Source organism: Methylobacterium oryzae, from assembly GCF_036441375.1.
Taxonomy (GTDB): Bacteria; Pseudomonadota; Alphaproteobacteria; order Rhizobiales; family Beijerinckiaceae; genus Methylobacterium; species Methylobacterium oryzae_A.
In genome coordinates this window covers 78703-103313 of record NZ_MLCA01000008.1, presented here as the reverse complement: position 1 = coordinate 103313, position 24611 = coordinate 78703, and the positions used below count along the sequence as shown (strand labels likewise).

Annotated in this window: 25 protein-coding genes and 1 tRNA gene; 16 read left to right on the top strand and 10 right to left on the bottom strand. The window is 69.6% G+C overall.

Annotated features, from left to right (window positions below):
* Window positions 1-30: 30 nt before the first annotated feature.
* The 3 genes from MOTC310_RS16520 to MOTC310_RS16510 are packed head-to-tail and all read right to left on the bottom strand — an operon-like array spanning window position 31 to window position 2599.
* Window positions 31-1344, bottom strand: a complete 1314-nt coding sequence (locus tag MOTC310_RS16520) for a TadE/TadG family type IV pilus assembly protein (RefSeq protein ID WP_331302544.1) — start codon at window positions 1342-1344, stop codon at window positions 31-33.
* Window positions 1345-1361: 17 nt separating this feature from the next.
* Window positions 1362-1976, bottom strand: coding sequence for a TadE/TadG family type IV pilus assembly protein (locus MOTC310_RS16515; RefSeq protein ID WP_331302543.1), 615 nt, complete (start codon window positions 1974-1976; stop codon window positions 1362-1364).
* Window positions 1976-2599 (bottom strand): TadE/TadG family type IV pilus assembly protein, encoded by a 624-nt coding sequence (locus tag MOTC310_RS16510; RefSeq protein WP_331302542.1) that lies wholly within the window; start codon window positions 2597-2599, stop codon window positions 1976-1978. The genes MOTC310_RS16515 and MOTC310_RS16510 overlap by 1 nt, the downstream gene beginning before the upstream one ends.
* A 421-nt stretch (window positions 2600-3020) precedes the next feature.
* Here MOTC310_RS16510 and MOTC310_RS16505 point away from each other — a divergent pair, with 421 nt between their 5' ends.
* Complete coding sequence (locus MOTC310_RS16505; RefSeq protein ID WP_331291999.1) at window positions 3021-3572, top strand: protein phosphatase CheZ; 552 nt, start codon at window positions 3021-3023, stop codon at window positions 3570-3572.
* A gap of 23 nt (window positions 3573-3595) precedes the next feature.
* Window positions 3596-4672 carry an HD-GYP domain-containing protein gene (locus MOTC310_RS16500; RefSeq protein WP_331302541.1) on the top strand — a complete coding sequence of 359 codons (1077 nt, stop codon included), beginning with the start codon at window positions 3596-3598 and terminating at the stop codon, window positions 4670-4672.
* Window positions 4673-4794: 122 nt separating this feature from the next.
* Here MOTC310_RS16500 and MOTC310_RS16495 read toward each other — a convergent pair whose 3' ends face one another.
* Entirely contained in the window at window positions 4795-6138 is a 1344-nt protein-coding gene (locus MOTC310_RS16495; protein WP_331302540.1) for a dicarboxylate/amino acid:cation symporter, read from the bottom strand.
* Window positions 6139-6463: 325 nt separating this feature from the next.
* Between MOTC310_RS16495 and MOTC310_RS16490 the strand changes: the two genes are divergently transcribed.
* The 4 genes from MOTC310_RS16490 to MOTC310_RS16475 all read left to right on the top strand — a co-directional run bounded on the left by MOTC310_RS16490 (window position 6464) and on the right by MOTC310_RS16475 (window position 12434).
* On the top strand, window positions 6464-8296 hold the full coding sequence (locus MOTC310_RS16490; RefSeq protein WP_331302539.1) for an ATP-binding protein: 1833 nt from the start codon (window positions 6464-6466) through the stop codon (window positions 8294-8296).
* The gene (locus MOTC310_RS16485) at window positions 8293-9645 is read left to right on the top strand and encodes a sigma-54-dependent transcriptional regulator (protein WP_331302538.1); all 1353 of its coding nucleotides are present in this window, start codon (window positions 8293-8295) and stop codon (window positions 9643-9645) included. Before MOTC310_RS16490 ends, MOTC310_RS16485 begins: the two co-directional genes overlap by 4 nt.
* A 143-nt stretch (window positions 9646-9788) precedes the next feature.
* The gene (locus MOTC310_RS16480) at window positions 9789-10025 is read left to right on the top strand and encodes a DUF6894 family protein (protein ID WP_331291994.1); all 237 of its coding nucleotides are present in this window, start codon (window positions 9789-9791) and stop codon (window positions 10023-10025) included.
* A 627-nt stretch (window positions 10026-10652) separates the two neighbouring features.
* On the top strand, window positions 10653-12434 hold the full coding sequence (locus MOTC310_RS16475; RefSeq protein ID WP_331302537.1) for a putative bifunctional diguanylate cyclase/phosphodiesterase: 1782 nt from the start codon (window positions 10653-10655) through the stop codon (window positions 12432-12434).
* 64 nt (window positions 12435-12498) lie between these two features.
* Here the strand turns inward: MOTC310_RS16475 and MOTC310_RS16470 are convergent, their stop codons facing one another.
* The 4 genes from MOTC310_RS16470 to MOTC310_RS16455 form a co-directional block, all read right to left on the bottom strand.
* Window positions 12499-12822 carry a hypothetical protein gene (locus MOTC310_RS16470; protein WP_331291992.1) on the bottom strand — a complete coding sequence of 108 codons (324 nt, stop codon included), beginning with the start codon at window positions 12820-12822 and terminating at the stop codon, window positions 12499-12501.
* A 113-nt stretch (window positions 12823-12935) separates the two neighbouring features.
* Window positions 12936-13217 carry a hypothetical protein gene (locus tag MOTC310_RS16465; RefSeq protein WP_331302536.1) on the bottom strand — a complete coding sequence of 94 codons (282 nt, stop codon included), beginning with the start codon at window positions 13215-13217 and terminating at the stop codon, window positions 12936-12938.
* A 33-nt stretch (window positions 13218-13250) separates the two neighbouring features.
* Complete coding sequence (locus tag MOTC310_RS16460) at window positions 13251-13409, bottom strand: hypothetical protein (RefSeq protein ID WP_331302535.1); 159 nt, start codon at window positions 13407-13409, stop codon at window positions 13251-13253.
* 241 nt (window positions 13410-13650) lie between these two features.
* Window positions 13651-13727: transfer RNA gene (locus tag MOTC310_RS16455), tRNA-Met, on the bottom strand.
* A gap of 257 nt (window positions 13728-13984) precedes the next feature.
* On the opposite strand from MOTC310_RS16455, the gene MOTC310_RS16450 reads away from it, so the two are divergent.
* From MOTC310_RS16450 to guaA, 8 genes are all read left to right on the top strand, one after another.
* Window positions 13985-14440 carry a CHRD domain-containing protein gene (locus MOTC310_RS16450; RefSeq protein ID WP_331302534.1) on the top strand — a complete coding sequence of 152 codons (456 nt, stop codon included), beginning with the start codon at window positions 13985-13987 and terminating at the stop codon, window positions 14438-14440.
* A gap of 74 nt (window positions 14441-14514) precedes the next feature.
* On the top strand, window positions 14515-14853 hold the full coding sequence (locus tag MOTC310_RS16445) for a hypothetical protein (RefSeq protein ID WP_331291988.1): 339 nt from the start codon (window positions 14515-14517) through the stop codon (window positions 14851-14853).
* Window positions 14854-14968: 115 nt separating this feature from the next.
* A complete protein-coding gene (locus MOTC310_RS16440; RefSeq protein WP_331302533.1) occupies window positions 14969-15874 on the top strand; it encodes an aldo/keto reductase in 906 nt (301 codons plus the stop codon).
* On the top strand, window positions 15864-16619 hold the full coding sequence (locus MOTC310_RS16435; RefSeq protein WP_331302532.1) for an NADPH-dependent F420 reductase: 756 nt from the start codon (window positions 15864-15866) through the stop codon (window positions 16617-16619). The genes MOTC310_RS16440 and MOTC310_RS16435 overlap by 11 nt, the downstream gene beginning before the upstream one ends.
* A gap of 102 nt (window positions 16620-16721) precedes the next feature.
* On the top strand, window positions 16722-18095 hold the full coding sequence (locus MOTC310_RS16430) for an NTP/NDP exchange transporter (protein WP_331302531.1): 1374 nt from the start codon (window positions 16722-16724) through the stop codon (window positions 18093-18095).
* Between the two features lie 260 nt (window positions 18096-18355).
* The gene (locus MOTC310_RS16425) at window positions 18356-18754 is read left to right on the top strand and encodes a hypothetical protein (RefSeq protein ID WP_331302530.1); all 399 of its coding nucleotides are present in this window, start codon (window positions 18356-18358) and stop codon (window positions 18752-18754) included.
* Complete coding sequence (locus MOTC310_RS16420) at window positions 18751-19170, top strand: hypothetical protein (RefSeq protein WP_331291980.1); 420 nt, start codon at window positions 18751-18753, stop codon at window positions 19168-19170. The genes MOTC310_RS16425 and MOTC310_RS16420 overlap by 4 nt, the downstream gene beginning before the upstream one ends.
* Before the next feature lie 221 nt (window positions 19171-19391).
* Window positions 19392-20948, top strand: a complete 1557-nt coding sequence (gene guaA / locus MOTC310_RS16415) for a glutamine-hydrolyzing GMP synthase (protein WP_331291979.1) — start codon at window positions 19392-19394, stop codon at window positions 20946-20948.
* A 129-nt stretch (window positions 20949-21077) separates the two neighbouring features.
* Here the strand turns inward: guaA and MOTC310_RS16410 are convergent, their stop codons facing one another.
* Both MOTC310_RS16410 and tsaA read right to left on the bottom strand, forming a co-directional pair.
* Window positions 21078-21770, bottom strand: a complete 693-nt coding sequence (locus MOTC310_RS16410; RefSeq protein ID WP_331291978.1) for an SGNH/GDSL hydrolase family protein — start codon at window positions 21768-21770, stop codon at window positions 21078-21080.
* Window positions 21767-22264, bottom strand: a complete 498-nt coding sequence (tsaA, locus tag MOTC310_RS16405) for a tRNA (N6-threonylcarbamoyladenosine(37)-N6)-methyltransferase TrmO (protein ID WP_331291977.1) — start codon at window positions 22262-22264, stop codon at window positions 21767-21769. The genes MOTC310_RS16410 and tsaA overlap by 4 nt, the downstream gene beginning before the upstream one ends.
* Window positions 22265-22377: 113 nt before the next feature.
* Between tsaA and MOTC310_RS16400 the strand changes: the two genes are divergently transcribed.
* A complete protein-coding gene (locus MOTC310_RS16400) occupies window positions 22378-23871 on the top strand; it encodes an AMP nucleosidase (protein ID WP_331302529.1) in 1494 nt (497 codons plus the stop codon).
* Window positions 23872-24015: 144 nt separating this feature from the next.
* Complete coding sequence (locus MOTC310_RS16395; protein WP_331302528.1) at window positions 24016-24558, top strand: hypothetical protein; 543 nt, start codon at window positions 24016-24018, stop codon at window positions 24556-24558.
* Window positions 24559-24611: the final 53 nt, after the last annotated feature.

The window sequence follows — 24611 nt, the reverse complement described above, 5'->3', positions numbered from 1 at the left end:
TCCCGGGAGCCGGCCTCCTGTCGGGGTGCGTCAGTTGCTCAGCCGGACCGAAGCGAGCGTCGTGGCGAACAGTTTCAGCATGGCATCGGTGATGTCGCCGCCCGACGCGACCGGGAAATACAGGCCGTCGGATGCGCAGGCCTTCAGCGACGGCCCGATCTGCGCCTCGTAGGGCTTGACGTAACTGTTGTAGAAGCTGTTGTCGTAGAGAGGCAGATACTGCGTGTAGATAATGCCGATCTTTATGTTCCTGTTCTTCAGCGCCGTGCAGGTCGAGGGGCTCAGGGGACCGATGAAGCGGTTGCTCTGATACTGGAATCCCGCGCTCTGGTTGGTCACAGTGCCGCCGGTATCCTCGACGCCGTCGGTGACGAGGAACAGAAAGCGGATGGGCTTGTCCGAGGTGAGGCCGTTACCGCTATCCGGGATGGTGGCGTTCATCCTCGCGATCGCGCGCTCGAAATCGGTCTGGTTGTCCGACTGATTGTAGTACGCGTAGGCGATATCGATGTTGGGTGTCGCGTTCTTGATGTCGTTCAAGGTCGGCGTCATCGCCTGCAGCTTCGTCTGCGTGTACGTATCGTTGAAGGTCCACATCTCCATCTGGAACTGCTGCGGCAGCAGCATGCTGGCATTTGCCCGATCGACGAGCGCCGACACCGCGTCTCTCAGGACTTGGATGCGGAGCTTGATATTGTTTTTTAACGCAACATGGTAGAAATCGTTCCGATCGTCGCCGGTGATGTTGCCGTTCTTGTCGAAGGTGTGCTGGTGGCACGCGAAGGCGCACCCGTTCGTGGCGATCTTCATGTTGCGGACATCGGCGTCGGTTGCCGCGAGTCCCATCGACGGCGAGTTGTCGAGCAAGAGATAGTAGTTAATATACTGGGAAATATTCCGGGTCGCTGACGACGTGCCGTTGATCGGCATGGCCGGGATCTGCATCATCGACGCCAGACTCGTCTTGACTGTCGCCGTGTAGCTGGCGGTCAGGCTGAGGGTGGACGTGCTGTTCACGGGCGTTCCGGGCGTGAACGCAGTCACCGTGACACCCGGAACCTTGGCCGCCTCTGTGCGGAACTGCGTCTCCATGTTCTGCAGCGCGGTCGTCGGGATCGTGTTGGTCTTCTGCGACATCACCGCCAGCACGGCGCCGTCGAGGGCGGTGTCGAGCTGCGTCTTCGCGGCGTTGCGGCGACCGTAATCGACCGCGGCCGCCGTCGCGAACATGACCGGCAGCGTCACCAGAGCGAAGGTGACGGCGACTTGACCGGAGCGCGCGCGCGGAAACGCCGTCGCGGCCGATCTGAGAGCGCGGATCAATCGGATGTGGAACACCGACACGGGCCTTCCCTCGGATACTAGTTGTAGACCGTGCAGGCGGCGCCGCCCGGCATGACGATCTCGCTGGGAGTTCGCTCCGACCACGGGACCTGCCGCGTGAACGTCAATCCCTGCGCACCGAAGATCCATCGGTACAGGGTGCTTCCGATCATCGGGGTGTAGGGCATCGTGACTTCCGCCAGGATGTAGCGGGCACCGTCGAACTGATAGGCGGCCGGCGTCGCGGGCAGGCCGTTGGTTCCGCTGAGCTGGTTGGCCGGGCGCTTCGTCGCGTTCTGCGGCCAGCTGGAACAGACGAAGCCCCGGAGCGCGCCGCTGACCGATTCCACGCCCATCGCGTTGACGACGATCTGCAGGCTGGACGCATCCAGGGGACGGAGGATCGCCGTCGCCGCGCTGGTGATCGTGGTCATGCCGCTCTGCGAGGTCTGCATGTTGTCCATGCGGCCAGACAGGTCGCCCAGCGTGCGGGCGAACAGAGTCAGCTTGCGGCTCGAATCGACGATGCGCGTCAGCTCGGCGGTCCCGAAATACAGGATGATGAGCAGGGGCAGGACGAGCGCGAACTCCACGGCGGCGATCCCGCGCTCGTCGCGTCGATAGCGGCTGAGCTGCGCCAGCAGGTCGCTCATCAGGAGCATCCCGACGGGGCTGGGTACGGCTCGACCTTGAACACCGTCGCGGCCTGGAGGACCCGCCGGTTGTTCGGAAGGTTGGCCACGGCGGCCCCGAGCAGCGGGAAGAAGACCGGGATGTCGACGGCCGCCTGCACGATCACGATGGCGGAGGCGCCCGCGCAGGAATAGCCGGCGAAGTTGGCGTTCCAGTCGCTCACGCCGCTGGCGTTGGTCGCGACCGGCGAGACGGGGCTCGCCGCGGTGTAGCTGCTGGCCTGCGTGATGCTGACCCTGACGTTGGCACAGTTGAAGATCGTGATCCGCGGTGTGCCGTTCGGTTGCGTGCAGATCGCCCTCCGAAAGCGGCCCATGAGCGTGGCCGGGTCGGTGGTGCCCGCATTCGTCGTCTGGAAGGCGCCCGTGTAGATCTGGCGGCTGGCATCCGCGACCGCCTGCTGGAGGATCTCCTGCTCCCAGAAGACGATGCCGTTCTCGAGGCAGGCCCCGACCAGGGCGAAGAAGGGCACGGCCACCAGGGCGAATTCGACAGCCGTCGCGCCGCCGCGCGCCCGTGCGAACCGCGCGGCCTGCTCCCGGAGGTCGAGCCGGCGCGACGCCGCTCGGAGTGCCGTACTCACATCCCAGCTCGAAATTGGAACCACCGAGCCTAAAAGAGCATCAAAAGCTTACTTTTCTCCGCGCATCACTGCTTAAAGTCGACTCGTCCGACCGCCAGACCTATCCAAAAGTCAGCGGCATAGTTTACGGGCATCAACCAACAGTTGAGGCGTGGCGTTGTAGGCAGGGGGCGGCGCTGAGCCGGGACCCTGCCATTCGTCCCGGGAGAGACCGTCGCGCGCGCATCAGGAGGCGCAGCCCGCAAGACGACGACCGCGAGCGGCGCGCTTTCACCGCCGGATAGCGCTGGAACAGCGCGTACTACAATCGTGATCAGCCGCAGTGGCATACAACCACGTCGAGATAAGTCGCATTAAGCGCGGCTTAAGGGATCGCCGATATTTTCGCTGTCCAATATAAACCGCATCGCGATCCCCGATCATGGCCCGTGCTCTGCCGGACGTTGTCTCCATCGAAGAGGGTGTCGGGCTCCTGCGGTCCCAGCTCCTGTCGATCTCCGACGCGATCGCGCGGACGCGTCAGGAGATCGCCGACCTGCGGCAGGAACAGGAGACCAGCCGGGCCCGCGACGAGCTCCACGCCGTCGTTCAGGGCACGGAAGACGCCACCAACGCGATCCTCACGGCATCGGAGAAGGTGGACACGCTCGCGCGCGGGATCGTGAGGCGGTCGGGCGACGATGCCAACCGGGCCGATGCCACGGCGATTCAGATCGAGATGCAGACCATCTTCGAGGCCTGCAATTTCCAGGACCTGACCGGTCAGCGGATCTCGAAGGTCGTGCGCACCATCGTCCTCGTGGAGGAGCGGATCGGCGAGATGCTGCGCGTCTGGTCCGGCTCCGGCGAGGCGCCGGCGCGGCCGGACCCGGCGCCCGACAGGCGCGGCGGGGAGGCGGCCCTCCTCAACGGTCCCGTGCTGCCCGGCGACGCCTCGGTCTCGCAGGACACGGTCGACGCGATGTTCCCGTAAGGCACGTTCCGGAAGGCGTGCCGATGGGCCGGATACTTCTCATCACGGACGATCCCGCACGCAGTCACGGCCTGGCGCAGGATCTATCCCACGGCCTGTCCTGTGTGATCCACGACCTGCGCGCCGCCGAGCCGCCCGTCGCCGTCGCGACCGCGATCGTCACCGACGTCCTCGATCTCGGATCGGCCTCGGTCGAGCGTCTGCGCCACCTCCTGGCGCAGGTCCGGCACGGCGTTCCCCTGATCGTCCTGCTCCAGACCGACAGCCCGCGGACCCGGTTGATCGGGGTCGCCCTCGGCGCGACGCACACGCTCTGCGCTCCGTTCGACACCGACCGCCTGCGGGAGACGCTCGGGGCGCCGCGCGCACCGGCGCTCGCCGCGGCCTTCGACGACGAGCCCGTGCCCGCCGGCGCCGTGCGGACCGCCGCGGCTGTGCGCGGCTTCTACGCCTCGGTCTTCGTCCCGGACCAGCCGATCACGCCAGGCGTCGTCGACAACGGCACCCAGGCCATCGACCTCGCGATCCGGGACACCGGGATCCGCGACTGGATCCGAGCGGTGCGCCAGTTCGACGATGCCACGCACCAGCACTGCCTGCTCGTCGCCGGGCTGGCGGCGGCCTTCGCGGCGAGCCTCGGCCTCGGCGAGCAGGAGCGCCACCGGGTGACCAAGGCGGCCCTGCTGCACGATGTCGGCAAGATCCACATTCCGGCCGCGATCCTCAACAAGCCGGGCCGGCTCGACGATGCCGAACTGGCGGTCATGCGGCTGCATCCGGAGAAAGGATACAGCATGCTCGTGGACCAGGGCTTCGAGCAGCAGATGCTGAGCGTCGTCCGGTCACACCACGAGATGCTCGACGGGTCGGGCTATCCGGACCGCCTCAAGGGCGACGAGATTCCCGACCTCGTCCGGCTGGTCACCGTCTGCGATATCCACGCGGCCCTGATCGAGCAGAGGCCCTACAAGCCGCCCATGGCGAGCGAGGCGGCCTACGCGATCCTGGAAGGGATGGCGGGGCGGCTCGACCCGGCGATCGTGGGCGCCTTCCGGCCGGTCGTGACCGCCTTCGCGCCCCATGCCCTCGACGCTGCCTGACGCCTCCTGAAGGAGCCTCCGTACGCGAACGCCGCGCCGCGGAGGAGTCCACGGCGCGGCGGGATCGGGGTCCGCGCGGCCGTCGCGCGCTTCGCCGAGGCGCGGCCCGCGACGCCGCCGGCTCACTCGGCCGGCTGGAGAACCGGGGCGGGCGCGAGCGGGTCGGTGGTCTGGCCGGACAGGGCCGCGGCGAGCTTGGCCTCGTCGACCTCGTTCTCCCAGCGCGCGACTACGATGCACGCCACCGCGTTGCCGATGAAGTTGGTCAGCGCGCGGCATTCGGACATGAAGCGGTCGACGCCGAGGATCAGCGCCATGCCGACCACCGGCACGGAGGGCACCACGGCGAGCGTCGCCGCCAGGGTGATGAAGCCCGAGCCGGTCACGCCCGCGGCGCCCTTGGACGACAGCATGGCGACGAGGAGCAGCAGCGCCTGCTCGCCGAGGCTCAGCGGCGTGTCAGTCGCCTGGGCGATGAACAGCGCCGCCATCGTCATGTAGATGTTGGTGCCGTCGAGGTTGAACGAGTAGCCCGTGGGCACCACGAGGCCGACGACCGGCTTCGAGCAGCCGGCCCGCTCCATCTTCTCCAGCAGCGAGGGCAGCGCCGACTCGGAGGACGACGTGCCGAGCACGAGCAGCAGCTCCTCCTTGATGTAGCGGATGAGCTTGATGATCGAGAAGCCGTTGTAGCGGGCGACCGCGCCGAGCACGACCAGCACGAAGATCGCCGAGGTCAGGTAGAAGGCGCCGACGAGGTAGGCGAGGTTGGCGAGCGAGCTGATCCCGTACTTGCCGATCGTGAACGCCATCGCGCCGAAGGCACCGATCGGCGCGACCTTCATGATGATGTTGACGACGCCGAAGATCGCCTCGGACAGGACCTTGATGATGTCGAGGACCGGCTTGCCGCGATCGCCCAGGAAGGCGAGGCCGAAGCCGAACAGCACCGAGAAGAACAGCACTTGCAGGATCTCGCCGCCCGCGAAGGCGCCGACCGCCGTCGTGGGGATGATGTTCATCAGGAAGTCGACGATGCTCTGCTCCTTCGCCTTGCCGGCGTAGGTGGCGACCGCCTTCGGATCGAGCGACTTCGGATCGATGTGCAGGCCGTTGCCCGGCTGGAGCACGTTGGCGACGATGAGGCCGACGATCAGCGCCAGCGTCGAGAAGGTCAAGAAGTAGATCAGCGCCTTGCCGCCGACCCGGCCGACCTTCTCGAGATTGGTCATCCCGGCGATGCCGGAGACGACAGTGAGGAAGATCACCGGGGCGATGATCATCTTGACGAGCTTGATGAACGCGTCGCCCAGCGGCTTCAACTCGGCGCCGAGCTGCGGGTAGAAATGACCGAGGAGGATGCCGATCGCGACGGCGACCAGGACCTGGAAATACAGCGTCCGGTACAGCGGCTTCGGTTTGGCGGGCGGATGCGGGGCGGTGAGCGGTGACGGCACGGCAGCCATGGGGCGTTCTCCCTGTCGCGGACTTCGGATGGGGCGGCTCGGGTCGGAGTGGCCCGACGACGGCCGCGCTTGCTGTTGGCCTTTCGGCACGCAGCCGTTCTCTGACGACATGGCCGCGTTACGCGACGGGAATGGCAACCGGCGTGCCAGTCCGGCCCCGGCGATTACATTTGTTTAACCTACTCACGCGGTTGATTTTTCTCCGCCAGGTCGTCGACCGCCTCGAGGGTCTGATGGCGGATTTCCGCACGTGGCCGTCCGGATCGGTCCGGATCTCCGCACAGGTCGACCGCCGGTGAACGGGCGCCGGACCTGCGGTAACAGGATGCCCTCCCGCCGGGGCCTCGCGGTCGTCGTCGCGCTCTGCGCAATCCTCGTGGCGGCGTGGCTGGCCGGCCGCGCCGCGGAGCGCTGGACCCTGTCGGATCTGCGGCGGGGCGCCCGCTCGGCGATCGGGCTCCAGGTCGGCGTGCTGCTGGCGGAGATGCAGAAGCAGGCGTCCCTGCCGCTGGCGCTCGCGACCGATCCCGAAGTCGCCGCGGCTGTCGGCCCCGATCCGGGACGCGAGCTCCTGGACCGGGTCGACCGGCGGCTTGCCCAGGTCGCGGCCGCCACCGGTTCGGCGGTCATCTACGTCATCGGCGCCGACGGGCTAACGGTCGCGGCGAGCAACGCGGGCGAGGACCGCAGCTTCGTGGGCCGGGACTACGGCTTCCGCCCCTATTTCAAGCAGGCCCTGGCCGGCGGGGCCGGCTCCCAGTTCGCCCTCGGGACGGTCAGCGGCCGGCCCGGCCTGTACCTCGCGCGCCGGATCGGGGCCGGCACCGGTGTCGTCGTCGTGAAGGTCGAGTTCGACGCCGTCGAGGCGGCGTGGCGCGCCGCCCGCGAGGTGACCTTCGTGACCGATGCCCGGGGCATCGTCCTCGTTACCAGCGAACCGGGCTGGCGCTTCGACACGCTCAGCCCCGTCGACGCGGCCGAGCGCGCCCGGATCGAGGCGGGACAGGAATTCGGCGCCGCCCGCCTCGACCGCCTGCCGCTCCATCCGGTGGCGGGCGAACCCGACATGGTGCGCGTCGGGCGCGGGTCGGTGCCGGCCTGGACCGCGATCCTGTCGCAGGCGGCCGTGCCCGGGACGGACTGGCAGTTGCGGACCCTGACACCGGTCGGCACCGCCGTGGAGCGGGAACGCCTGCAGGCATGGATCATCGCGGCCCTGGTGACCGCGCTTACCGGGTACGGGATCTTCACCCTGGCCGATCGGGGCCGCCGGACCCGGGCGCGGCTCGCCGAGGCCGCGACGCGTCGGGCGGAACTGGAATCCAGCGTCGAGGCGCGGACGAGGGCGCTGCGCGAGACCAACGCGCAGCTGCGCGCCGAGATCGCGGAGCGGCAGCGCGCCGAGGCCGAGCGCGAGCGCCTCGGTCGCGAACTGGCGCAGGCCGGCCGGCTCGCGGCGCTGGGCCAGTTCGCGGCCAGCATGGCGCACGAGATCAACCAGCCGCTGGCGGCGATCCGCTCCTACGCGGACAACGCCGCGGTCCTGATCCGGCGCGGGCGCGGCGAGGACGCGGCCGAGAACGCCGCCGCCATCGGGCGGCTCACCGACCGCATCGCCGGCCTCACCCGGCAGTTAAAAGGCTTCGCGCGACGCGCCTCGCCGCGGCGGGAGCCGGTCCCGCTGCGCGAGGTGGTGGCGAACGCGCTGGAACTGGTGGCAGCGCGCGCCGCCGCCCTGCAGGTCCCGCTCGAGGCGGACAGCCCCGATCCGGAACTCCGGGTCCTCGGAGACGGCCCCCGGCTGGAACAGGTTCTGGTCAATCTGCTCCAGAACGCCGTCGACGCCGTAGCGGGGCGCGCGGATGCCCACGTCGGCCTGCGCCTCGTCGAAGGCGGCGAACGTGTCGCGGTCGAGGTGGCCGATACCGGACCGGGGATTCCCGAGGCCGTGCGCGGCCAGATCTTCGACGCGTTCTTCACGACCAAGGCGGACGGCCTCGGCCTGGGCCTCGCCATCGCCCGCGGGATCGTGGAGGATTGCGGCGGGAACCTGACCCTCGCCGGCGGCGACGGCGCCCCGACCGTCTTCCGGATGGAGATGATCCGGGCGACCGAGGCGGTCCCGAGCCTGGACAAGCCCGTAGGAGCGACACCGTGATCGGACCGGCGGACGCGCAGGCGGAGACCGAGCGCGTCGTCTTCATCGACGACGAGGCCGAGGTGCGCCGGGCCAACGGCCAGAGCCTGGAGCTGGAAGGTTTCGCCGTCGAGACCTTCGCGGCCGCCGAGCCGGCGCTCGCCGCGATCCTGGCCGCGCCGCCCGGCGTGGTGGTCACCGACGTGCGGTTGCCGGGCCTCGACGGCGTCGCGCTCCTGGCGCGGCTGCGCCGGATCGATCCCGACCTGCCGGTCATCCTGATCACCGGCCACGGCGACATCCGCATGGCGGTGGCCGCCATGCAGGAGGGCGCTTACGATTTCCTGGCTAAACCCTATCCCGCGGAGGCGCTCGTCGGCTCCGTGCGCCGGGCGCTGGAGCGGCGGCGGCTCGTGATGGAGAATCGGGCACTGCGGGCCAGGCTCGACGCGGCGATCGAGGAGGACCCCGCCTTCCTCGGGACGTCCCAGGAGATCGTGAGCCTGCGCGCCCTCGTGCGCGAGGTGGCACAGGCCGATGTCGACGTGCTGGTCTTCGGCGAGACCGGATCCGGCAAGGAGGTGGTGGCGGGGGCCCTTCACCGGTGGAGCCGCCGCGCGGAGCGGAATCTCGTGGCGATGAATTGCGGGGCGCTGCCCGACAGCGTCGTCGAGAGCGAGTTGTTCGGGCACGAGGCCGGCGCCTTCACGGGGGCGCTCAAGCGCCGGGTCGGCCGCATCGAGCACGCGCAGGGCGGCACGCTCTTCCTCGACGAGATCGAGAGCATGCCCCTGCCGCTGCAGGTCAAGCTCCTCCGGGTACTCCAGGAGCGCAAAGTCGAGCCGCTCGGCACCAACGAGGTGCGGCCGGTCGACATGCGGGTCGTGGCCGCCACCAAGGTCGATCTGGGGCAGGCGGCGGCGCAGGGCACCTTCCGCGACGACCTCTACCACCGGCTCAACGTCATCACGGTCACGATCCCGCCCCTGCGCGACCGTGGGGACGACGTGCTGCTGCTCTTCCAGCATTTCCTGCGCCGCGCCGCGGAGAGGTTCGCGCGTCCGGTGCCGCCGGTCACGCCGGCGATCCGCGATCACCTGCGTCGCCACGCCTGGCCGGGCAACGTTCGCGAACTCGGTCATTTCGCCGAGCGCTGCGCTCTGGGTCTCGCGGCGGCGCAGCCCGCCGCCGAGATCGCGGCCGGCAGCCTCACCGATCAGGTCGATCGCTTCGAGCGGCAGCTGATCCGCGACGAGCTGATCATGGCCGGCGGGGATGTCCGCGCCGCCGCGGAGGCGCTCGGCCTGCCGCGCAAGACCCTCTACGACAAGATGGCCCGGCACGGACTGACGCCCGGCGACTACCGCTAGGGCCGCCGGGTCGGGCCTCCCTGAGAAGGCCGAGGGTCCGGTCTTCGTCGCCGCGTCGCGGCGGCGACATGCCGAAAAGGGGTAGGTGGCGCGGTGCGGAAACTGCTTAGCGTGGCGGACGGATCAGCACCGCCGAGCCGCCCATGCCCCGCTTCTTCATCGACCTGCACGACGGAACCGAACTCGTCCGCGACAGGGACGGCTACGACCTGCCCAGTCTCGACGCCGCCCGGTCGCAGGCCGTGAAGATCATGACGCGGATCGCGCAGGGTCTCTCGGACAGGCCCGGGCGACAGGACTACGTCGCGGCTGTCCGCGATGACGCGGGCGTGGTTCGCATGCGCTTCCGGGTGTCGCTCGATGCGGGCCCTGTCGGCTGATGCGCGGTGCCGGACGTTCACGCGTGCGAGACGCACGGCGGTCGCTGAATGCCCGACAGCGCGGTTGACGGCCGTCGCGCGGGAGATCGGAACGCATCGCACGGGCGCTCTCCGGATCGTCGACCGCGCCGGGGTCGCGCCGTGCCGAGGGCTCTACCGCCCGGAGCGACCGGCCGGGCCTCGACAGAAGCCCGCACGTGCGGGCGGCGTTTGGTCCGAGTGCCCGACCGCCACCGGGATCGCGAACTATTCCGGGTTCTCCGGCCGAGAACGAGCCGTACACGCCGCCCGGAGACCGCCGCGCCTGAAGGCTGACGGCTCGGCAGTCAGCGAGACCTTCCGGAACGGGACGCGGTCGCCAAGGTCACGGCGCGGTGTGGCGTCCCGCCGCTGCGAACGATCCGAGCAAGCGGATCGCGCGACCGTCGAGGTCGCTCGATCGCAGAGCCCCGAGCTCGCCTCACTCAGTCCTCGGACACCCGACCTTAACCCTCCGGCGCGGCCTCTCTCGATCTCAACATAGATTGGCAAGGTCTGGCCGGCTTAGGTGGGCTCGAGCGAGCCGAGGCCGGGAGCGGCCGCGCACGCCCGCCGCTGCTTCACCGCGAGAAGGCTTGCTATCGCGCGATGTTCCTCCACCAGAGCCTCGACCATCTCGAGGATGAGCGCCTGAAGGCGCTCGTGCAGCTCAATCTCCTGGATACGCCGCCGAGCGAGAGCTTCGATCGCATAACGCGGACGGCCAGCCAGATCTTCGGGCTTCCGATTGCCGCCATCTCGCTGACAGATCGGGACCGGCAATGGTTCAAATCGCGCCTCGGCGTCGATCACTGCTCGATCCCGCGCGAGGGGGCGCCCTGCGCGCAAGTGGCCGAAACGTCCGACATCCTCGTGATCCCCGACTTCGAGAAGGACGCCCTTTACGCCGACAGTCAGCTCTGCCGCAGCGGCATTCGCTTCTATGCCGGCGCACCGCTGATCACGCGCGAGGGCCACAGCCTCGGGGCTCTCTGCGTTCTGGGGACCCAACCCCGCACCACCACCGCGTCCGAGATTGCCGCCCTCAGAGACCTAGCCGCGATGGTGATGACGCAGATCGAGTTGCAGCACGCCTTCGGCAGGATCGATCCGCTCACCAGCCTCCCGAGCCGGACCCAGCTCCTGGAAGATCTCGACGATCTCGCGGATGAGCGTCCGGATGAGGAGAGACTCGCGGTGCTCGTCGATCTTGCCCGTCCCGAGCAGATCAGCGCCTATGCCCGCGTGATGGGGCCGGATCGCGTCGACGATCTGGTGCAGGAGGCCGCGCAGGAATTGCGGCGACTGGTCGGCCGGGAGCGCAAGCTCTACCACACGGCGGCCATGCAATTCGCTTTCCTGGCCGCAACCGGCACCCAGACGGACGCTTACGTCCGGCGCCTCACCGACGAGCATAGGGCGGCGCGGCAGCGCTCGCTGACGGGCATGCTTCTCACCAGCGCGATCGGCCTGTGCGCGTTCACGCCCCGGGCGATGAGGCCCCAGCACGTGCTGCGCGCCCTCTACAGCGCGGTCCAGGACGCACGGTCGTCGCCTGAACTCGTCAGCGTCTACTCGTCCGCCACCGATGAAGCCTACCAGCGCCGGTATCGGCTGCTCCAGGATTTCGGACCGGCCCTCCGCACCGATGAACAGTTGCGGCTCGTCTTCCAGCCGCGCATCGACCTATCCACCGGCCGCTGTGTCGGCGCCGAGGCGCTGCTGCGCTGGAACCATCCGGTCTTGGGGCCCGTATCCCCGGGCGAGTTCGTCCCCGTCATCGAGCACTCGTCGCACGCGCAGGCGATGACGGCGTTCGTTCTCGATACGGCGCTCGCTCAAGCACGCCGCTGGCACGACGCCGGGCACGAGCTGGCGATATCCGTCAACGTGTCGGCCGCGAATCTCAACGAGGCGGCCTTCGGGAACTCGGTCAAGGCCTCCGTCCAGCGTCATGGGCTTACGCCGGAGCGGCTGGAGCTGGAGGTCACCGAGAGCGCTGTCATGCAGGATGCCCGGCAGGCGCGGCATCAGCTGGACGCGCTCGCGACTGCCGGCATCCGCCTTGCCATCGACGACTTCGGCACCGGCTACAGCAGCCTTGCTTATCTCCAGAGCATCCCGGCCCACGTCGTGAAGATCGACCAAAGCTTCGTGCGCAAGCTCGAAGACGGCGAGCGGGAGCGCTCCCTCGTCCGCTCCATGATCGGCCTTTCACACGATCTCGGCTATCGCGTCGTTGCCGAGGGGGTCGAGACGGCCGCGGCGGCCGACTGCCTCAGGGCCATGGGCTGCGACGAGGCGCAGGGATACCTGTTCGCCCGGCCGATCGAGACCGACCTCTTCGCCACTTGGTTCCGGCAGCACGAGTCGAGCTTCCGGGGCGCCTGATCTCACCAGCGCAAGAGACGAGCTGTTCCGCAGTTTGGCGCGGCGACGGGATGGCCGAGGACGGTTACCGGACCTCGGGGGTGCCGACCGCGGAGCTGTCCCAGGCGAGGGCCGGCGGCTCGAGCGGCGCCGCGGGCGTGCTTTCGACGAGCAGCGCCAGCATCTCGGCGCGGGAACTCAGCAGGATGGCGGGCGGCTCGCCCGTGATCAGGCGCCAGCGCTCGACGAAGGCGGCGTCCGGCAGATCGACCAGCGCATCCGCACCGGACGTTACGAGGCCGTTCCGCGAATGGCCGGGTGCGCTCATGGAGCCGAGAACGAGCGCCGTGCCCGTTTGGCCCATCCCTTCGGCCCGGATGGTGAACGGCTCGTTTCGGTGATCGGCCACGAAAGCCGCGCCGGCGGACCGGGCGGGCCTTCAGGTCCTGAGCTCGAGAAGACGCACAGGCCGCCCCCACCCCGTCCCCGCAGCCGCAGAACAGCAGCCTGAATAAGCAAGGCTCAGACGCTGATGTCCACCACGCGCGCCTGAGATACGGGAAACTCGCGACCGTCCGCGTGCGGCCGGGAAGTCGCGTCGTCGGGCGCGGGCACAGTCATCGAGACGGTATGCAGCCCCGCTCTATGCTCGATCGCGGTTTCGGCTCTCGCCGACTGGATCATCTCCGTCGCCTTCACAGGTCCGACGGCATTGATTGAGGTGGTTATTGTCATGGCTCCGACCTCCTCACCGGAGATCAGAGCACGCAGTCCGTGATGGAACGCTTGCTCCGACAGGTCCAATTCGACGCGTCGTCGGCCCGCTCCGAGCGGTCCTCAACCTTCCGCCTTGTCACCCTGACCCTGCTTCGCACCCCCGTTCGGGTCCGTGCTGTCCTCACCACCGACAGAGCCGCTGCCGAGCCCCTGCGGTGTGAGGCGAGGGCGATCAGGCGTGAGATCTTCGGGCTCGGCGCCCTTGGCTTCTTCAGACATGGAGATCCTCCTGCTTGGCGAATCTCGGGCATCAGCGAAAGTTTCGGCAGCTGACTCGGGTGCGGCCATGCGGCCGCGCCGTGCTCCTCGTCGAATCGAGCCCGATCCCGGAGTCACGCTCCACCGTGACCGTGCCTCCCGGGAATCGCTCGAAGCGCCAGCGGGCGGCAATCCATGCGCCAGAAACGTCAAACCCGCCGAGAGGCGGGTTCGGTCAAGCGAGCGAAAACAAGGAATTAAGTGGTAGCGAGGGAGGGATTTGAACCCCCGACACAAGGATTATGATTCCTCTGCTCTAACCAGCTGAGCTACCCCGCCACAAGCCGCCACCGTCCGTGAGGACGATGCGTGCAGTGGCCGCGGTATAGGGAGAGCGGGCGCTCGGTGTCAACGGTTCCGCGCGCAAATCGCGTCCCCGGAGCCGGTACGGTCCACGTTCCGCCAGTGGCGCAAGGGAAACGCCCGGCTGTCACCGGAAATCGGCCGTGCCGAGGCTGCGGCCATGTCCGGTTCGCTCGATCCCGCTAGGTTGCGGCACGGGCCGCCCGAAGGCTCGTGACATCGCGGAGCGTTCGATGACAGCGCGCATGAGCCATCGCTGGAGCACAAGCCTCGCCACCCTTCTCGTCCTCGCGGTCCCGCTCGCCGCGGGCCCGGCCGTCGCGGCAGGCAAGGACGTCACCTACCGCGCGGCCCTCAACGGCAGCAGCGAGGTCCCGGCGACAACCTCACCAGGCCAAGGTGAGATCACCGCGACCTTCGATCCCGCCACCAAGCACCTGAGCTGGTCGGGCCGGTACAGCGGCCTCACCGGTCCGGTCACGGCGGCGCATTTCCACGGCCCGGCCAAGACCGGCGAGAATGCCGGCGTCCTGGTTCCGGTCACGGCCGCCAGCAGCCCTTTCACCGGCGAGGCGACGCTGGACGACGCCAAGGCCGCCGATCTCGCGGCGGGCCGGCTCTACTTCAACATCCACACCGCCGCGAACCCGAAGGGCGAGATCCGCGGCCAGCTGGAGCGCGCACCCTGATCCGGGACCGCGGGAGCCTCGACGATCCCGGTCGCGCCCGGTAGGCGGATCCTGTCCACCTGCCGGAGCTTTCGATGAAGCAGACCGACGCCATCATCGCCTGGACGCCCGTACGCTGGGCGGAGTTGAAGCCGGAAACCGCCGGGCAGGTCGTCGTCCTGCCCGCGCCCGACGCGTCCGGAGAGGCGAAGCGCTACATGATGCGCGCCGGGGCAAGCTCGTCCGCCCTCGCGGCCCTGTCGGAGGAGGCGCGCATCGCCCGCCTGTTCATCGACTTCCAGACCCTGGTCGTCCGCGACGGGATCGATCCGCAGGCGGCCCACAGGGCGTTCCTGGCGATCGACGAGTACCGGTTCCGCATCGCCCCGGATACCGAGGGCGCGGAGTTCGAGGACCCGCCCGAGGACGATTAGCCTCGCCCGCGGTCGGATCGCTCCGCCGCGCTCACCGAAGCGTGAGAATTAAGAATACACACCGGGCCGACGCGCCCTATCTCCCGCCGGGTCCTCAATCAGGCAGAGGCCGCCCATGCCCGTCTCCCGTCGCGCCGTCATCGCCGCAGCGGCGCTCGCTCCGCTTGCCGGCCGCCTCGCCGCGGCGGCGGAGCCGCTGATCCGTCGCCCGATCCCGTCCACCGGCGAGATGCTCCCGGCGATCGGGATCGGCACCTCGCGGCGCTACGAGGTCGAGCCGTCGCCGGAGGCGGTCGCGCCCCTGAAGGAGGCGGTGAAGACCTTCGTTGCCCTCGGCGGTTCGGTGATCGACACGGCCCCGAGCTACGGCACCGCCGAGGACGTCCTCGGCCTGATCCTGGCGGAGCCCGACCTGCGCCAGAAGATCTTCCTCGCCAGCAAGGTCGACACGACCGGTCGCGACGCGACGCTGGCGGAGTTCGACCGATCGCTCAAGCGGATGAAGGTCGACACCCTCGATCTCGTGGCGGTCCACAACCTGATCGACGTGACCGAGAACCTGGCGATCCTGCGCGACCTGAAAGCGCGCAGGCGCGTCCGGTATGTCGGCGTCACGGTCTGGCGCGACAACCAGCTCGACGCGCTCGAAGCCGTCATGAAGCGCGAGAGCCTCGACTTCATTCAGGTGAACTACGCCATCGACAACCGCGCCGCCGCCGAGCGCGTGCTCCCGCTGGCCGCGGATCGCGGCACGGCGGTGATGACCAACGTCCCGTTCGGCCGCGACCGCCTGTTCAAGGCGGTCAAGGGCAAGGAGCTGCCGGCGGTCGCCAAGGACCTCGGCTGCGCGAGCTGGCCGCAGTTCTTCCTGAAATACGTGCTCGGCAACCCGGCCGTGACCTGCCCGATCCCCGGCATGGCGAAGGCCGCCTACGTCGAGGACAACCTCGGCGCCGCGCGGGGCAAGCTCCCGGATGCGGCACAGCGCAAGCAGATGGAGACGTTCATCGATGCGGTCTGATCTCACCTCGCGCCGCGCGGCGCTCGCCCTCGCGGTCGGACTCGCCGCGGCCGCGGCTCTCCCCGCGGCCGCTCCCGCTCTGGCCCAGGACGGCCCGAAGAAGATCCGGATCGGCGTCATCGGGGCCGGGAATATCGGCGGCACGATCGGGACGCTCTGGGTCAAGGACGGCCACGAGGTGATGTTCGCCTCCCGCCACCCGGAGCAACTGGCCGCGATGGTCTCGGAGCTCGGACCGAAGGCGAAGGCCGGCACGCCCGAGGAGGCGGTCACGTTCGGCGACGCGGTGTTCATCGCCGTCCCCTACAAGGCCTATCCGGAGCTCGCGAAGGAGATCGGCCCCTCCCTCAAGGGCAAGGTCGTGCTCGACGCCGGCAACGCCACGCAGAAGCGCGACGGCGCGCTCTACGACGATGTCCAGGCCAGCGGGATCGGCGCCACCTCGGCCAAGTACTTCCCCGGCGCCAGGCTCGTGCGCGCCTTCAACGCGGCCAACTACAAGGTCTTCGCCAAGGAGGGCGCCGACGGCGGCAAGGGTCGCGCGGGCGGGCGGATGGCGATCCCGATCGCCGGGGACGACCCGGAGGCGCTGAAGGTCGCCGAAGGCCTCGTCCGCGATGCCGGTTTCGATCCTGTGGTCGTCGGCCCGCTCAAGGATGCCGACAAGTTCGCCATGGGAAGCCCGGGCTTCGGCCACGACGTCACCGCGCCGGAGATGCGCGAGAAACTCGGACTGGCGAAATAGGCGGGACGCCCGACCCGTCGCCGCGCTCCGCGGCGGCGGGCTCGACCGAGTCTCCCCGAGGGAGGCCGCCCGAGGGACAGCCCATTCCGGTGAGATCGGCCCATGCCTGAACCCGTCCCCGCCCGCGGCACGCTCGCGCGCCTGATCGACGTTCAGCCCGGCGAGGGCCTCGCTCTGGCCTGGTCCTGGGCCTACATCTTCTCGATCCTAGCGGCCTACTACGTCCTGCGCCCGATCCGGGACCAGATGGGCGTCGCCGGCGGCATCGAGAACCTGCCCTGGCTGTTCACCGCCACCCTGATCGGCATGCTCGCTCTCAACCTGCCCTTCGCCTACCTGGTGAAGCGGATGCCGCGGGCGCGATTCGTGCCGATCACCTACCGGTTCTTCGCGGCCAACATCCTGGCCTTCGCGCTGACGCTCTATCTCGCCCCCGCCGAGTGGGGCGTGTGGATCGGCCGCGTCTTCTTCGTCTGGCTGTCGATCTTCAACCTGTTCGTGGTCTCGATCTTCTGGGCGACGATCGTCGATGTGTTCTCGAACGCCCAGGGCAAGCGGCTGTTCGGCTTCATCGCGGCCGGCGCGACGCTCGGCGCCATCGCGGGCTCGGCGACCACCGCGATCCTGGCCAAGAACGTCCCGACCTGGGGCCTGATGCTCTGCGCGGTGGTGCTCCTCGAGGTCGCCGTGTTCTGCATGCGCGGGCTCGCGGCGCTCTCGGCGCAGCTCCACGAGGTCCCGGGCCGCGACGGGGGCGTCCAGGACGGACAGGACCGGACGATCGGCGGCAGCGTGCTAGCCGGCGTCACCCGGACCCTCGCGTCGCCCTACCTGCTCAACATCTCGCTGTTCCTGCTGCTGTTCTCGGTGACCTCGACCTTCCTGTACTTCGAGCAGGCGGGCATCGCGAAGCGCAGCTTCCCGGACCGCGGCGCGCAGACCGCCTTCTTCGCCAGCGTCGATCTCGCGGTGAATGTCCTCACGCTGGGGATCCAGCTCTTCCTCACCGGCCGGATCGTGAACCGCATCGGCGTCGCCCTGACGCTGGCGATCCTCCCGGCCTTCAGCATCCTCGGCTTCGCGGCGCTCGCCATCTGGCCGACGATCGGCGTGATCGTCGCGTTCCAGGTTCTGCGCCGGGCGGGCAACTTCGCCATCGCCCGGCCGGTGCGGGAGGTGCTGTTCACCGTGGTCCCGCGGGAGGACCGCTACAAGGCCAAGAGCTTCATCGACACGGTGGTCTACCGGCTGGGCGACCAGGTCGGCGCGTGGTCGTTCACCGGCATCCAGGGGATGGGGCTCGGCAGCGCCAGTGTGGCCGGCGCCGCGATCCCGCTGTCGATGGCGTGGCTCGTGAACAGCGTCTGGCTCGGGCGCGCGCAGGACAGGCGCCGGGTCGAGCAGGTGAACGACGCCGCAGGCGGGGCCGAGCGGGCCGCACCGGTCGGCCCCGCTGCGGCTTCGCCGGGCGGGTGACGGCCGCGGGGACCCGCGCCCGACTAGCGGTGCCGCATGAAATCCCAGACCAGGTAGGCCGGGAACGGCAGCATGATCGCGAAGAAGATCCAGTCGAACATCTGGGGCATGGGGCCGTCTCTCGCTCGGAATCCCCTGACTCTACCCGTGTCATCGAGCGAAGTTCCGGTCAGCCGTCGGGTAGCACCTCGCGTGGCCCGTTAAGAGGCGATTTACCCTGACGAGCGACCTATCGCGCTCGTTCCGGGCGGGAGAGAGACATGGCGGGACCCGCATCGTCGGCGCCGCGGCGGTGGCGCCGGGCCGTCGATTTCGCACTGGCCGTGCTCGGCCTGCTCGCCCTGACGCCGGCGCCGGCGGCCGCGCAGGAGCCGCTCTACATCCGCATCCGCCCCCTTTCGGATGCCGAGGCGGCACGCTCCGCCCGGGAGGCGCTCTGGGCACGCCGACAGGCCCATGCCCGCGCGGTGATCGAATCGGTCTGCACCGGCTGCCTCGGCGCCTGGAATCCCGAGCCCGTCCCGGCTCCGGTCCCGGCCCCCGCGCCGGCGGAGGACCGGATTGCGAACCTCACCGTTCCGATAGGGGTTGAACTCGACCCCGGCTCCGGGGCATCCGAGCCCCATCCCGATCCTTCGACCTCCGAGAGGCATCCATGACGCAAGCGCATCCGACCAGCGGCGCCGAGCCCGAAGTCGACTGCCCGGTGAGCCTCGAGGTTCTGGGCTCGGTCTACCGTGCCGACGACTTCGACCTGCCGCTGATCTTGGAGCAGATCCCGCCGCTGAAGCGGGCGCAGCTGGCCGCCTACCTCTACGGCAAGAGCCACATGCACAAGCTCGGGCTGAAGGTCGCCCGCTCCTGCGAGCGCGAGGACCTCATCCGCGTGGCGGGCGAGATCGGCTCGGTGATCCACGGGCAGGCGCACCTGAAACCGGCGCGGCCGGCGCCGGAGGCGGCCCCGCAGCTGCGCGCCAAGACCCCGCCCGGTCAGAAGAAGGTGAGCCTCGCCGGCGCCGCCGCGAAGCCGGCGATCAGCCTCGGCGGCTCGGCCAAGGTCCGCAACTTCGACTGAGCGGGGACGCATCGGCCCGGCCGGCACCGCGCGCCAGCGGGTGCGGGTGCCGGCCGCGTCGGCGGGACTGGTTCCCGGGCTCAGACGGCTGCACAGGGGTCGCGGAATCGGGTTCGGCCGCGGACCGGAAACCCCGTTCGCGTCGGCGCGCGCGCATCGGAAGGTCTGACAATCCGGACTTGTGCGTTGCACGCGCCGCGGCCTTCGGATAATCGCCCGCGATGAACACCGACCACGACAAGATCCTGATCGTCGATTTCGGCTCTCAGGTTACGCAGCTCATCGCACGCCGGGTGCGCGAGGAGGGCGTCTACTGCGAGATCGTGCCCTTCACCAAGGCCGAGGCCGCGTTCCGCGAGCAGAAACCGAAGGGTGTGATCCTCTCCGGCGGTCCCGAATCGGTGACTGTCGAAGCCTCGCCCCGGGCGCCCCAGCTCGTGTTCGACTCGGGTGTCCCGGTCTTCGGCATCTGCTACGGCCAGCAGACCATGGCGGCCCAGCTCGGCGGCGCCGTCGAGGGCGGCCACCACGCGGAGTTCGGCCGGGCCGAGGTCGAGATCCTGGCCGACTGCCCTCTGTTCAAGGGCGTCTGGCACAAGGGCGAGAAGTATCCGGTCTGGATGAGCCACGGTGACCGCGTCACCAAGCTGCCGGACGGCTTCACCACCGTGGCGATCTCCCGGAACGCCCCCTTCGCGGCGGTGGCCGACGAGGCGCGCCGGTACTACGCGGTGCAGTTCCACCCGGAGGTGGCGCACACGCCCCACGGCGCCCTGCTGATCCGCAACTTCGTGCGCGACGTCGCCGGCTGCTCGGGCGACTGGACCATGGGCGCCTACCGCGAGGAGGCGATCGCCAAGATCCGCGAGCAGGTCGGCTCCGAGAAGGTGATCTGCGGCCTCTCCGGCGGCGTCGATTCCGCCGTGGCGGCGGTGCTGATCCACGAGGCGATCGGCGACCAGCTGACCTGCGTGTTCGTCGATCACGGGCTCCTGCGCCTCGGCGAGGCCGAGCAGGTCGTGGCCCTGTTCCGCGACCACTACAACATCCCGCTCGTCCACGTGGAGGCGTCGGGGATGTTCCTCGCGGCGCTGGAGGGCGTCAGCGACCCGGAGGTCAAGCGCAAGACCATCGGCCGCCTGTTCATCGACGTGTTCGAGGCCGAATCGAAGAAGATCGGCGGGGCGAAGTTCCTCGCTCAGGGCACGCTCTACCCGGACGTGATCGAGAGCGTGTCGTTCACCGGCGGCCCGTCGGTGACCATCAAGAGTCACCACAATGTCGGCGGCCTGCCCGAGCGCATGAACATGAAGCTCGTGGAGCCGCTCCGCGAGCTGTTCAAGGACGAGGTCCGGGTGCTCGGCAAGGAGCTCGGCCTGCCCGAGGGCTTCGTCGGCCGCCATCCGTTCCCCGGTCCGGGCCTCGCGATCCGCTGCCCCGGCACGATCACCGGCGAGAAGCTGGAGGCCCTGCGCAAGGCCGACGCGATCTACCTCGACGAGATCCGGCAGGCCGGCCTCTACGACACGATCTGGCAGGCCTTCGCGGTGATCCTGCCGGTGAAGACCGTCGGCGTGATGGGCGACGGCCGCACCTACGACCACGTCTGCGCGCTCCGCGCCGTGACCTCGGTCGACGGCATGACGGCCGATTTCTACCCGTTCGACATGGCCTTCCTGGGCCGGGTCGCGACCCGGATCATCAACGAGGTGAAGGGCATCAACCGGGTGACCTACGACATCACCTCGAAGCCGCCCGGCACGATCGAGTGGGAGTGAGCCGGCATCCGGTCCAATCCCGCGCCGTCTTCGCGAGCGGAGCGAAGCGACCCCGGGCCGCGTAACGCCTCGATCCGTGGCGCGATCCTGGATCGCTTCGCCCCGTTCGCAACGACGCGGCGCACGCCGTCACGGGGTGCAGAGCGCCGGCTCGACCGCCTTCATCGCCGGCCGGAACGCCGCGAGATGCAAACCGTCGCGCAGGGCCCCGGGCTTGGCGTAGCCGGTGTCGCCGTCGCGCAGGGCCGCGAAGGGGTCCGTGAAGACGCAGCCGAGACGCCCGCACATGTTCCGCAGGCGCTGCGAGTAATCCGCAACCGCGCCCGCGTCGACGAGCTTGCCGATCTCGCGCCCGACCGGGGGCAGGGCGGTCACCACCACGCGCGGGCTCAGGGTCTGGAGCCGCTTGATGATCGCTTCCGCGGCGGCCTCGAACTGCTCCGTCGGCTTGTGCAGCTTCGGGTTGTTCTTCACCAGGATGTCGTTGGTCCCGATGGTCAGGATCGCGAGCCGGGGATGAACCTTGAAGGTCAGGCGCGCGAGGTAGTCCGCGTAGCTGGCAGCGGTCGCGCCGCTGATGCCGCCGTTGAGGAAGTCGAGGCCGCAGGGCCGCTGGCTGCCGGGCTGCAGTTCCACCTGGGAATCGCCTGCCCAGAACACGTAGTCCGGCGGCGCCTCGTCGAGGCTGACCTGCACGGCGATCAGCCGCATCTCCGCGTAGGCCCGCGCGTCGGCGCCCGGTCGATGCAGGCGCCATCCGGCGAACCCGCCGATCGCCAGAAGGGCGAGCCCGCCGATAATCAGAAGGACGACGCGCTTCACGCCTCGGCCCCGGTCCGGTCGACCCGCGCGTCCGGCCGCGCATCCGTCGAGGCGTAGTAGGGCTTGATGTCGAGGAGCGGCGTGCCGTCGAGGCAGTCGAGCCCGCGCACGCGGAGTGTGTCGCCGTCGCGACCGAGCAGTTCCACGACCGACAGGGCGATCGGGTTGGGACGGGCAGGCGAGCGCAAGGAGAAGGTGCCGCGGGGACCGTCGGCGTGGCGCGGCTGTTGGATCACGAGGCCGCGGGTGGCCCGGTCCATCCAGTAGAGCAGGATCAGGTGCGTGCAGCCCACGACGTTGCGCAGGCCGGGCACGTAGGCCGGATCGACCTCTACGGTGCAGACCGCGTCGGTCTGCAGGCCGTTCTTCGGGCAGTCGGACCGCGCCTGCCAGGGCGTGCGCAACCGACCGATGAAGTGGAGGCCCGCGTCGAAGGTGGCGGGCAGTGCGGCCCTCACTTCACCGGGACGGGTCCCGAACTCGTCCGCGTCCATGCCGCCTCGCTCCGCGCCGGCCGGCTTGTCGGCCATGTGTCCGCGGCCCGCAAGCCCGCATCTCGCACCCGGATGGCGCGGGGTGTAGACCCGGACGCAGGAACGGAGGCGACATGATCGAGCGGGAATTGCGGCCGATGCAGGCGGTGGCCGATGCGGGGACCGCCATTGACCGGCTGGTCGAGCTCTACGAGGACGCGGCCGGCGCCCTCCGGACCGCCCTGGAGCGCTACCTCGCCGGTGGGCCGCCGCCGGACGCCACCGAGCGGCTCGCCTTCCGCTACCCGGAGCTGCGGATCAGCTACCGCCCGGACGGGCCGCTGCCGCGGGTCCGGCGCGCCACCGCCAAGCTCCAGGCCGCCGGCACCTACGCCACGACGGTGACGCATCCGGCGTTCTTCCGGACCTACCTGACCCGGCAGCTGGAGCCGCTGATCGCCGATTACGGCATCGCCATCGAGGTCGGCCTGAGCGCGCAGGAGATCCCCTATCCCTACGTGCTGGAGGCCGGGCTGGACGCGGGCGGCAGGTCGGTCGACGGCGCGGACCTCGCCACCTACTTCCCGGTCCCGCTCCTGTCGCTCGTCGGCGACGAGATCGCCGATGGGACCTTCGACCAGATCGCGGGCGAGCCGCTGCCCCTGGCGCTGTTCGACGCCGTGCGGGTCGATTACTCGCTCCGGCGGCTCGTGCACTACACCGGCTGCGACTGGCGCGACGTCCAGCCCTGGATCTTGCTCACCAACTACCACCGCTACGTCGACCAGTTCGTCCGCCACGGGCTGGAGCGGCTGGCCTCGGGGGCGGAGGGGTTCGAGCGGCTGGTCCTGCCGGGCGGCGTGTCCGTGAGCCGTGCCGAGGCGGCCGATGCCGACCCGGCCGCGGTGATCGCCGCCTCGCCCTGGCACCGCCACCAGATGCCCGCCTACCATCTGGTGGCGCGCGACGCCGACGGCACCCAGCAGGGGACGACGCTGGTCAATATCGGCGTCGGGCCGTCCAACGCGAAGACGATCACCGATCACCTCGCCGTGCTGCGCCCGGATTGCTGGCTGATGGTCGGCCATTGCGGCGGCCTTCGGCAGTCGCAGACCATCGGCGACTACGTGCTGGCGCACGCCTATCTCCGCCGCGACCGCATTCTCGACGAGCTCGTGCCGCCGGACGTGCCGGTGCCGGCCCTCGCCGAGGTGCAGGTCGCCCTCCAGGATGCTGCCGCCTCGGTGACGGGCGAGCAGGCCGACGCCCTCAAGCGGCGCCTGCGCACCGGCACGGTGGTGACCTACGACGACCGCAACTGGGAACTGCGCTTCAGCCAGGAGCGTCGGCGGATCAACCAGTCCCGCGCGGTGGCGGTGGACATGGAGAGCGGCACCGTCGCCGCCCAGGGTTTCCGCCTGCGGGTGCCCTACGGGGCGCTGCTCTGCGTCTCCGACAAGCCGCTCCACGGCGAGATCAAGCTGCCGGGCGCCGCCAACGCCTTCTATGACCGGGCCGTCTCGGAACATCTCCAGGTGGGGCTCGCGGCGCTCGACGTGCTCCGGGCCGACCGGCAAGGTCTACACTCGCGCAAGCTGCGCAGCTTCGATGAGCCGCCCTTCCGGTGAGGTTTCGCGGAAGCCCATGCCGGCTTCGAGCAGGATCACGGTCAGCGACCGACTGCCACGCCGATGGCAATACTCAAGCTTGGATACACCCGCTTGGAGCGGTGTTGAGTGGTTAACATACCACACATCGAGCTGAGCTTTTCCATGACCCGTATGGCACTTGTTTCTACCGCACTTCTGGCGGCCGTCGCGTTCGCGCCGAACGGCGCCGACGCCCGCGGCTTCGGTGGCGGCGGCTTCCACGGCGGCGGCTTCGGCGGTGGCGGCTTTCACGGCGGCGGCTTCGGCGGCGGCGGCTTCCGCGGCGGCAGCGTCGGCGGTGGCGGTTTCCGCAACGGCGGCTTCGGCGGCGGCGCCTTCCAGAACGGCGGCTTCCGCGGCGCGGGGCTGGGCGCGGCCAGCGTGACCGGTGCCGGCGGACTCCGCACCGGGGGCATCAACAACGGCGGTCGGTTCGGCGGCATCGGGAACCGCGGGATCACCGGCCGCGGCTTCGTCAACCGCGGCTCTTACGGCCGCGGCTACGGTCGCGGTCTCAGCTACGGCCTCGCCGGGCTCGGGCTCGGCCTGGGCGTCGGTTACGGCCTGGGTGGCCTCGACTACGGCTACGACAACTGCGCCTACAGTTACGGCTACGGCGCCTACGACCCGACCTCTTGCAACGGCTACTACGGTTACGGCTACTGAACCCCGCGGCGCGGCGACCGGCCCGCGCCCCGTCGCGCCGACGACACAGCGTC

Coding starts and splice junctions, on each gene's coding strand:
- MOTC310_RS16480 (WP_331291994.1), top strand. CDS start 9,789: ATGCCCCGCTTCTTCATCGACCTGCACGACGGAACCGAACTCGTCCGC.
- MOTC310_RS16395 (WP_331302528.1), top strand. CDS start 24,016: ATGACCCGTATGGCACTTGTTTCTACCGCACTTCTGGCGGCCGTCGCG.
- MOTC310_RS16430 (WP_331302531.1), top strand. CDS start 16,722: ATGCCTGAACCCGTCCCCGCCCGCGGCACGCTCGCGCGCCTGATCGAC.
- MOTC310_RS16495 (WP_331302540.1), bottom strand. CDS start 6,138: ATGGCTGCCGTGCCGTCACCGCTCACCGCCCCGCATCCGCCCGCCAAA.
- MOTC310_RS16400 (WP_331302529.1), top strand. CDS start 22,378: ATGATCGAGCGGGAATTGCGGCCGATGCAGGCGGTGGCCGATGCGGGG.
- MOTC310_RS16435 (WP_331302532.1), top strand. CDS start 15,864: ATGCGGTCTGATCTCACCTCGCGCCGCGCGGCGCTCGCCCTCGCGGTC.
- MOTC310_RS16475 (WP_331302537.1), top strand. CDS start 10,653: ATGTTCCTCCACCAGAGCCTCGACCATCTCGAGGATGAGCGCCTGAAG.
- MOTC310_RS16490 (WP_331302539.1), top strand. CDS start 6,464: ATGCCCTCCCGCCGGGGCCTCGCGGTCGTCGTCGCGCTCTGCGCAATC.
- MOTC310_RS16515 (WP_331302543.1), bottom strand. CDS start 1,976: ATGAGCGACCTGCTGGCGCAGCTCAGCCGCTATCGACGCGACGAGCGC.
- MOTC310_RS16440 (WP_331302533.1), top strand. CDS start 14,969: ATGCCCGTCTCCCGTCGCGCCGTCATCGCCGCAGCGGCGCTCGCTCCG.
- MOTC310_RS16505 (WP_331291999.1), top strand. CDS start 3,021: ATGGCCCGTGCTCTGCCGGACGTTGTCTCCATCGAAGAGGGTGTCGGG.
- MOTC310_RS16425 (WP_331302530.1), top strand. CDS start 18,356: ATGGCGGGACCCGCATCGTCGGCGCCGCGGCGGTGGCGCCGGGCCGTC.
- MOTC310_RS16445 (WP_331291988.1), top strand. CDS start 14,515: ATGAAGCAGACCGACGCCATCATCGCCTGGACGCCCGTACGCTGGGCG.
- MOTC310_RS16420 (WP_331291980.1), top strand. CDS start 18,751: ATGACGCAAGCGCATCCGACCAGCGGCGCCGAGCCCGAAGTCGACTGC.
- tsaA (WP_331291977.1), bottom strand. CDS start 22,264: ATGGACGCGGACGAGTTCGGGACCCGTCCCGGTGAAGTGAGGGCCGCA.
- MOTC310_RS16460 (WP_331302535.1), bottom strand. CDS start 13,409: ATGTCTGAAGAAGCCAAGGGCGCCGAGCCCGAAGATCTCACGCCTGAT.
- MOTC310_RS16500 (WP_331302541.1), top strand. CDS start 3,596: ATGGGCCGGATACTTCTCATCACGGACGATCCCGCACGCAGTCACGGC.
- guaA (WP_331291979.1), top strand. CDS start 19,392: ATGAACACCGACCACGACAAGATCCTGATCGTCGATTTCGGCTCTCAG.
- MOTC310_RS16450 (WP_331302534.1), top strand. CDS start 13,985: ATGACAGCGCGCATGAGCCATCGCTGGAGCACAAGCCTCGCCACCCTT.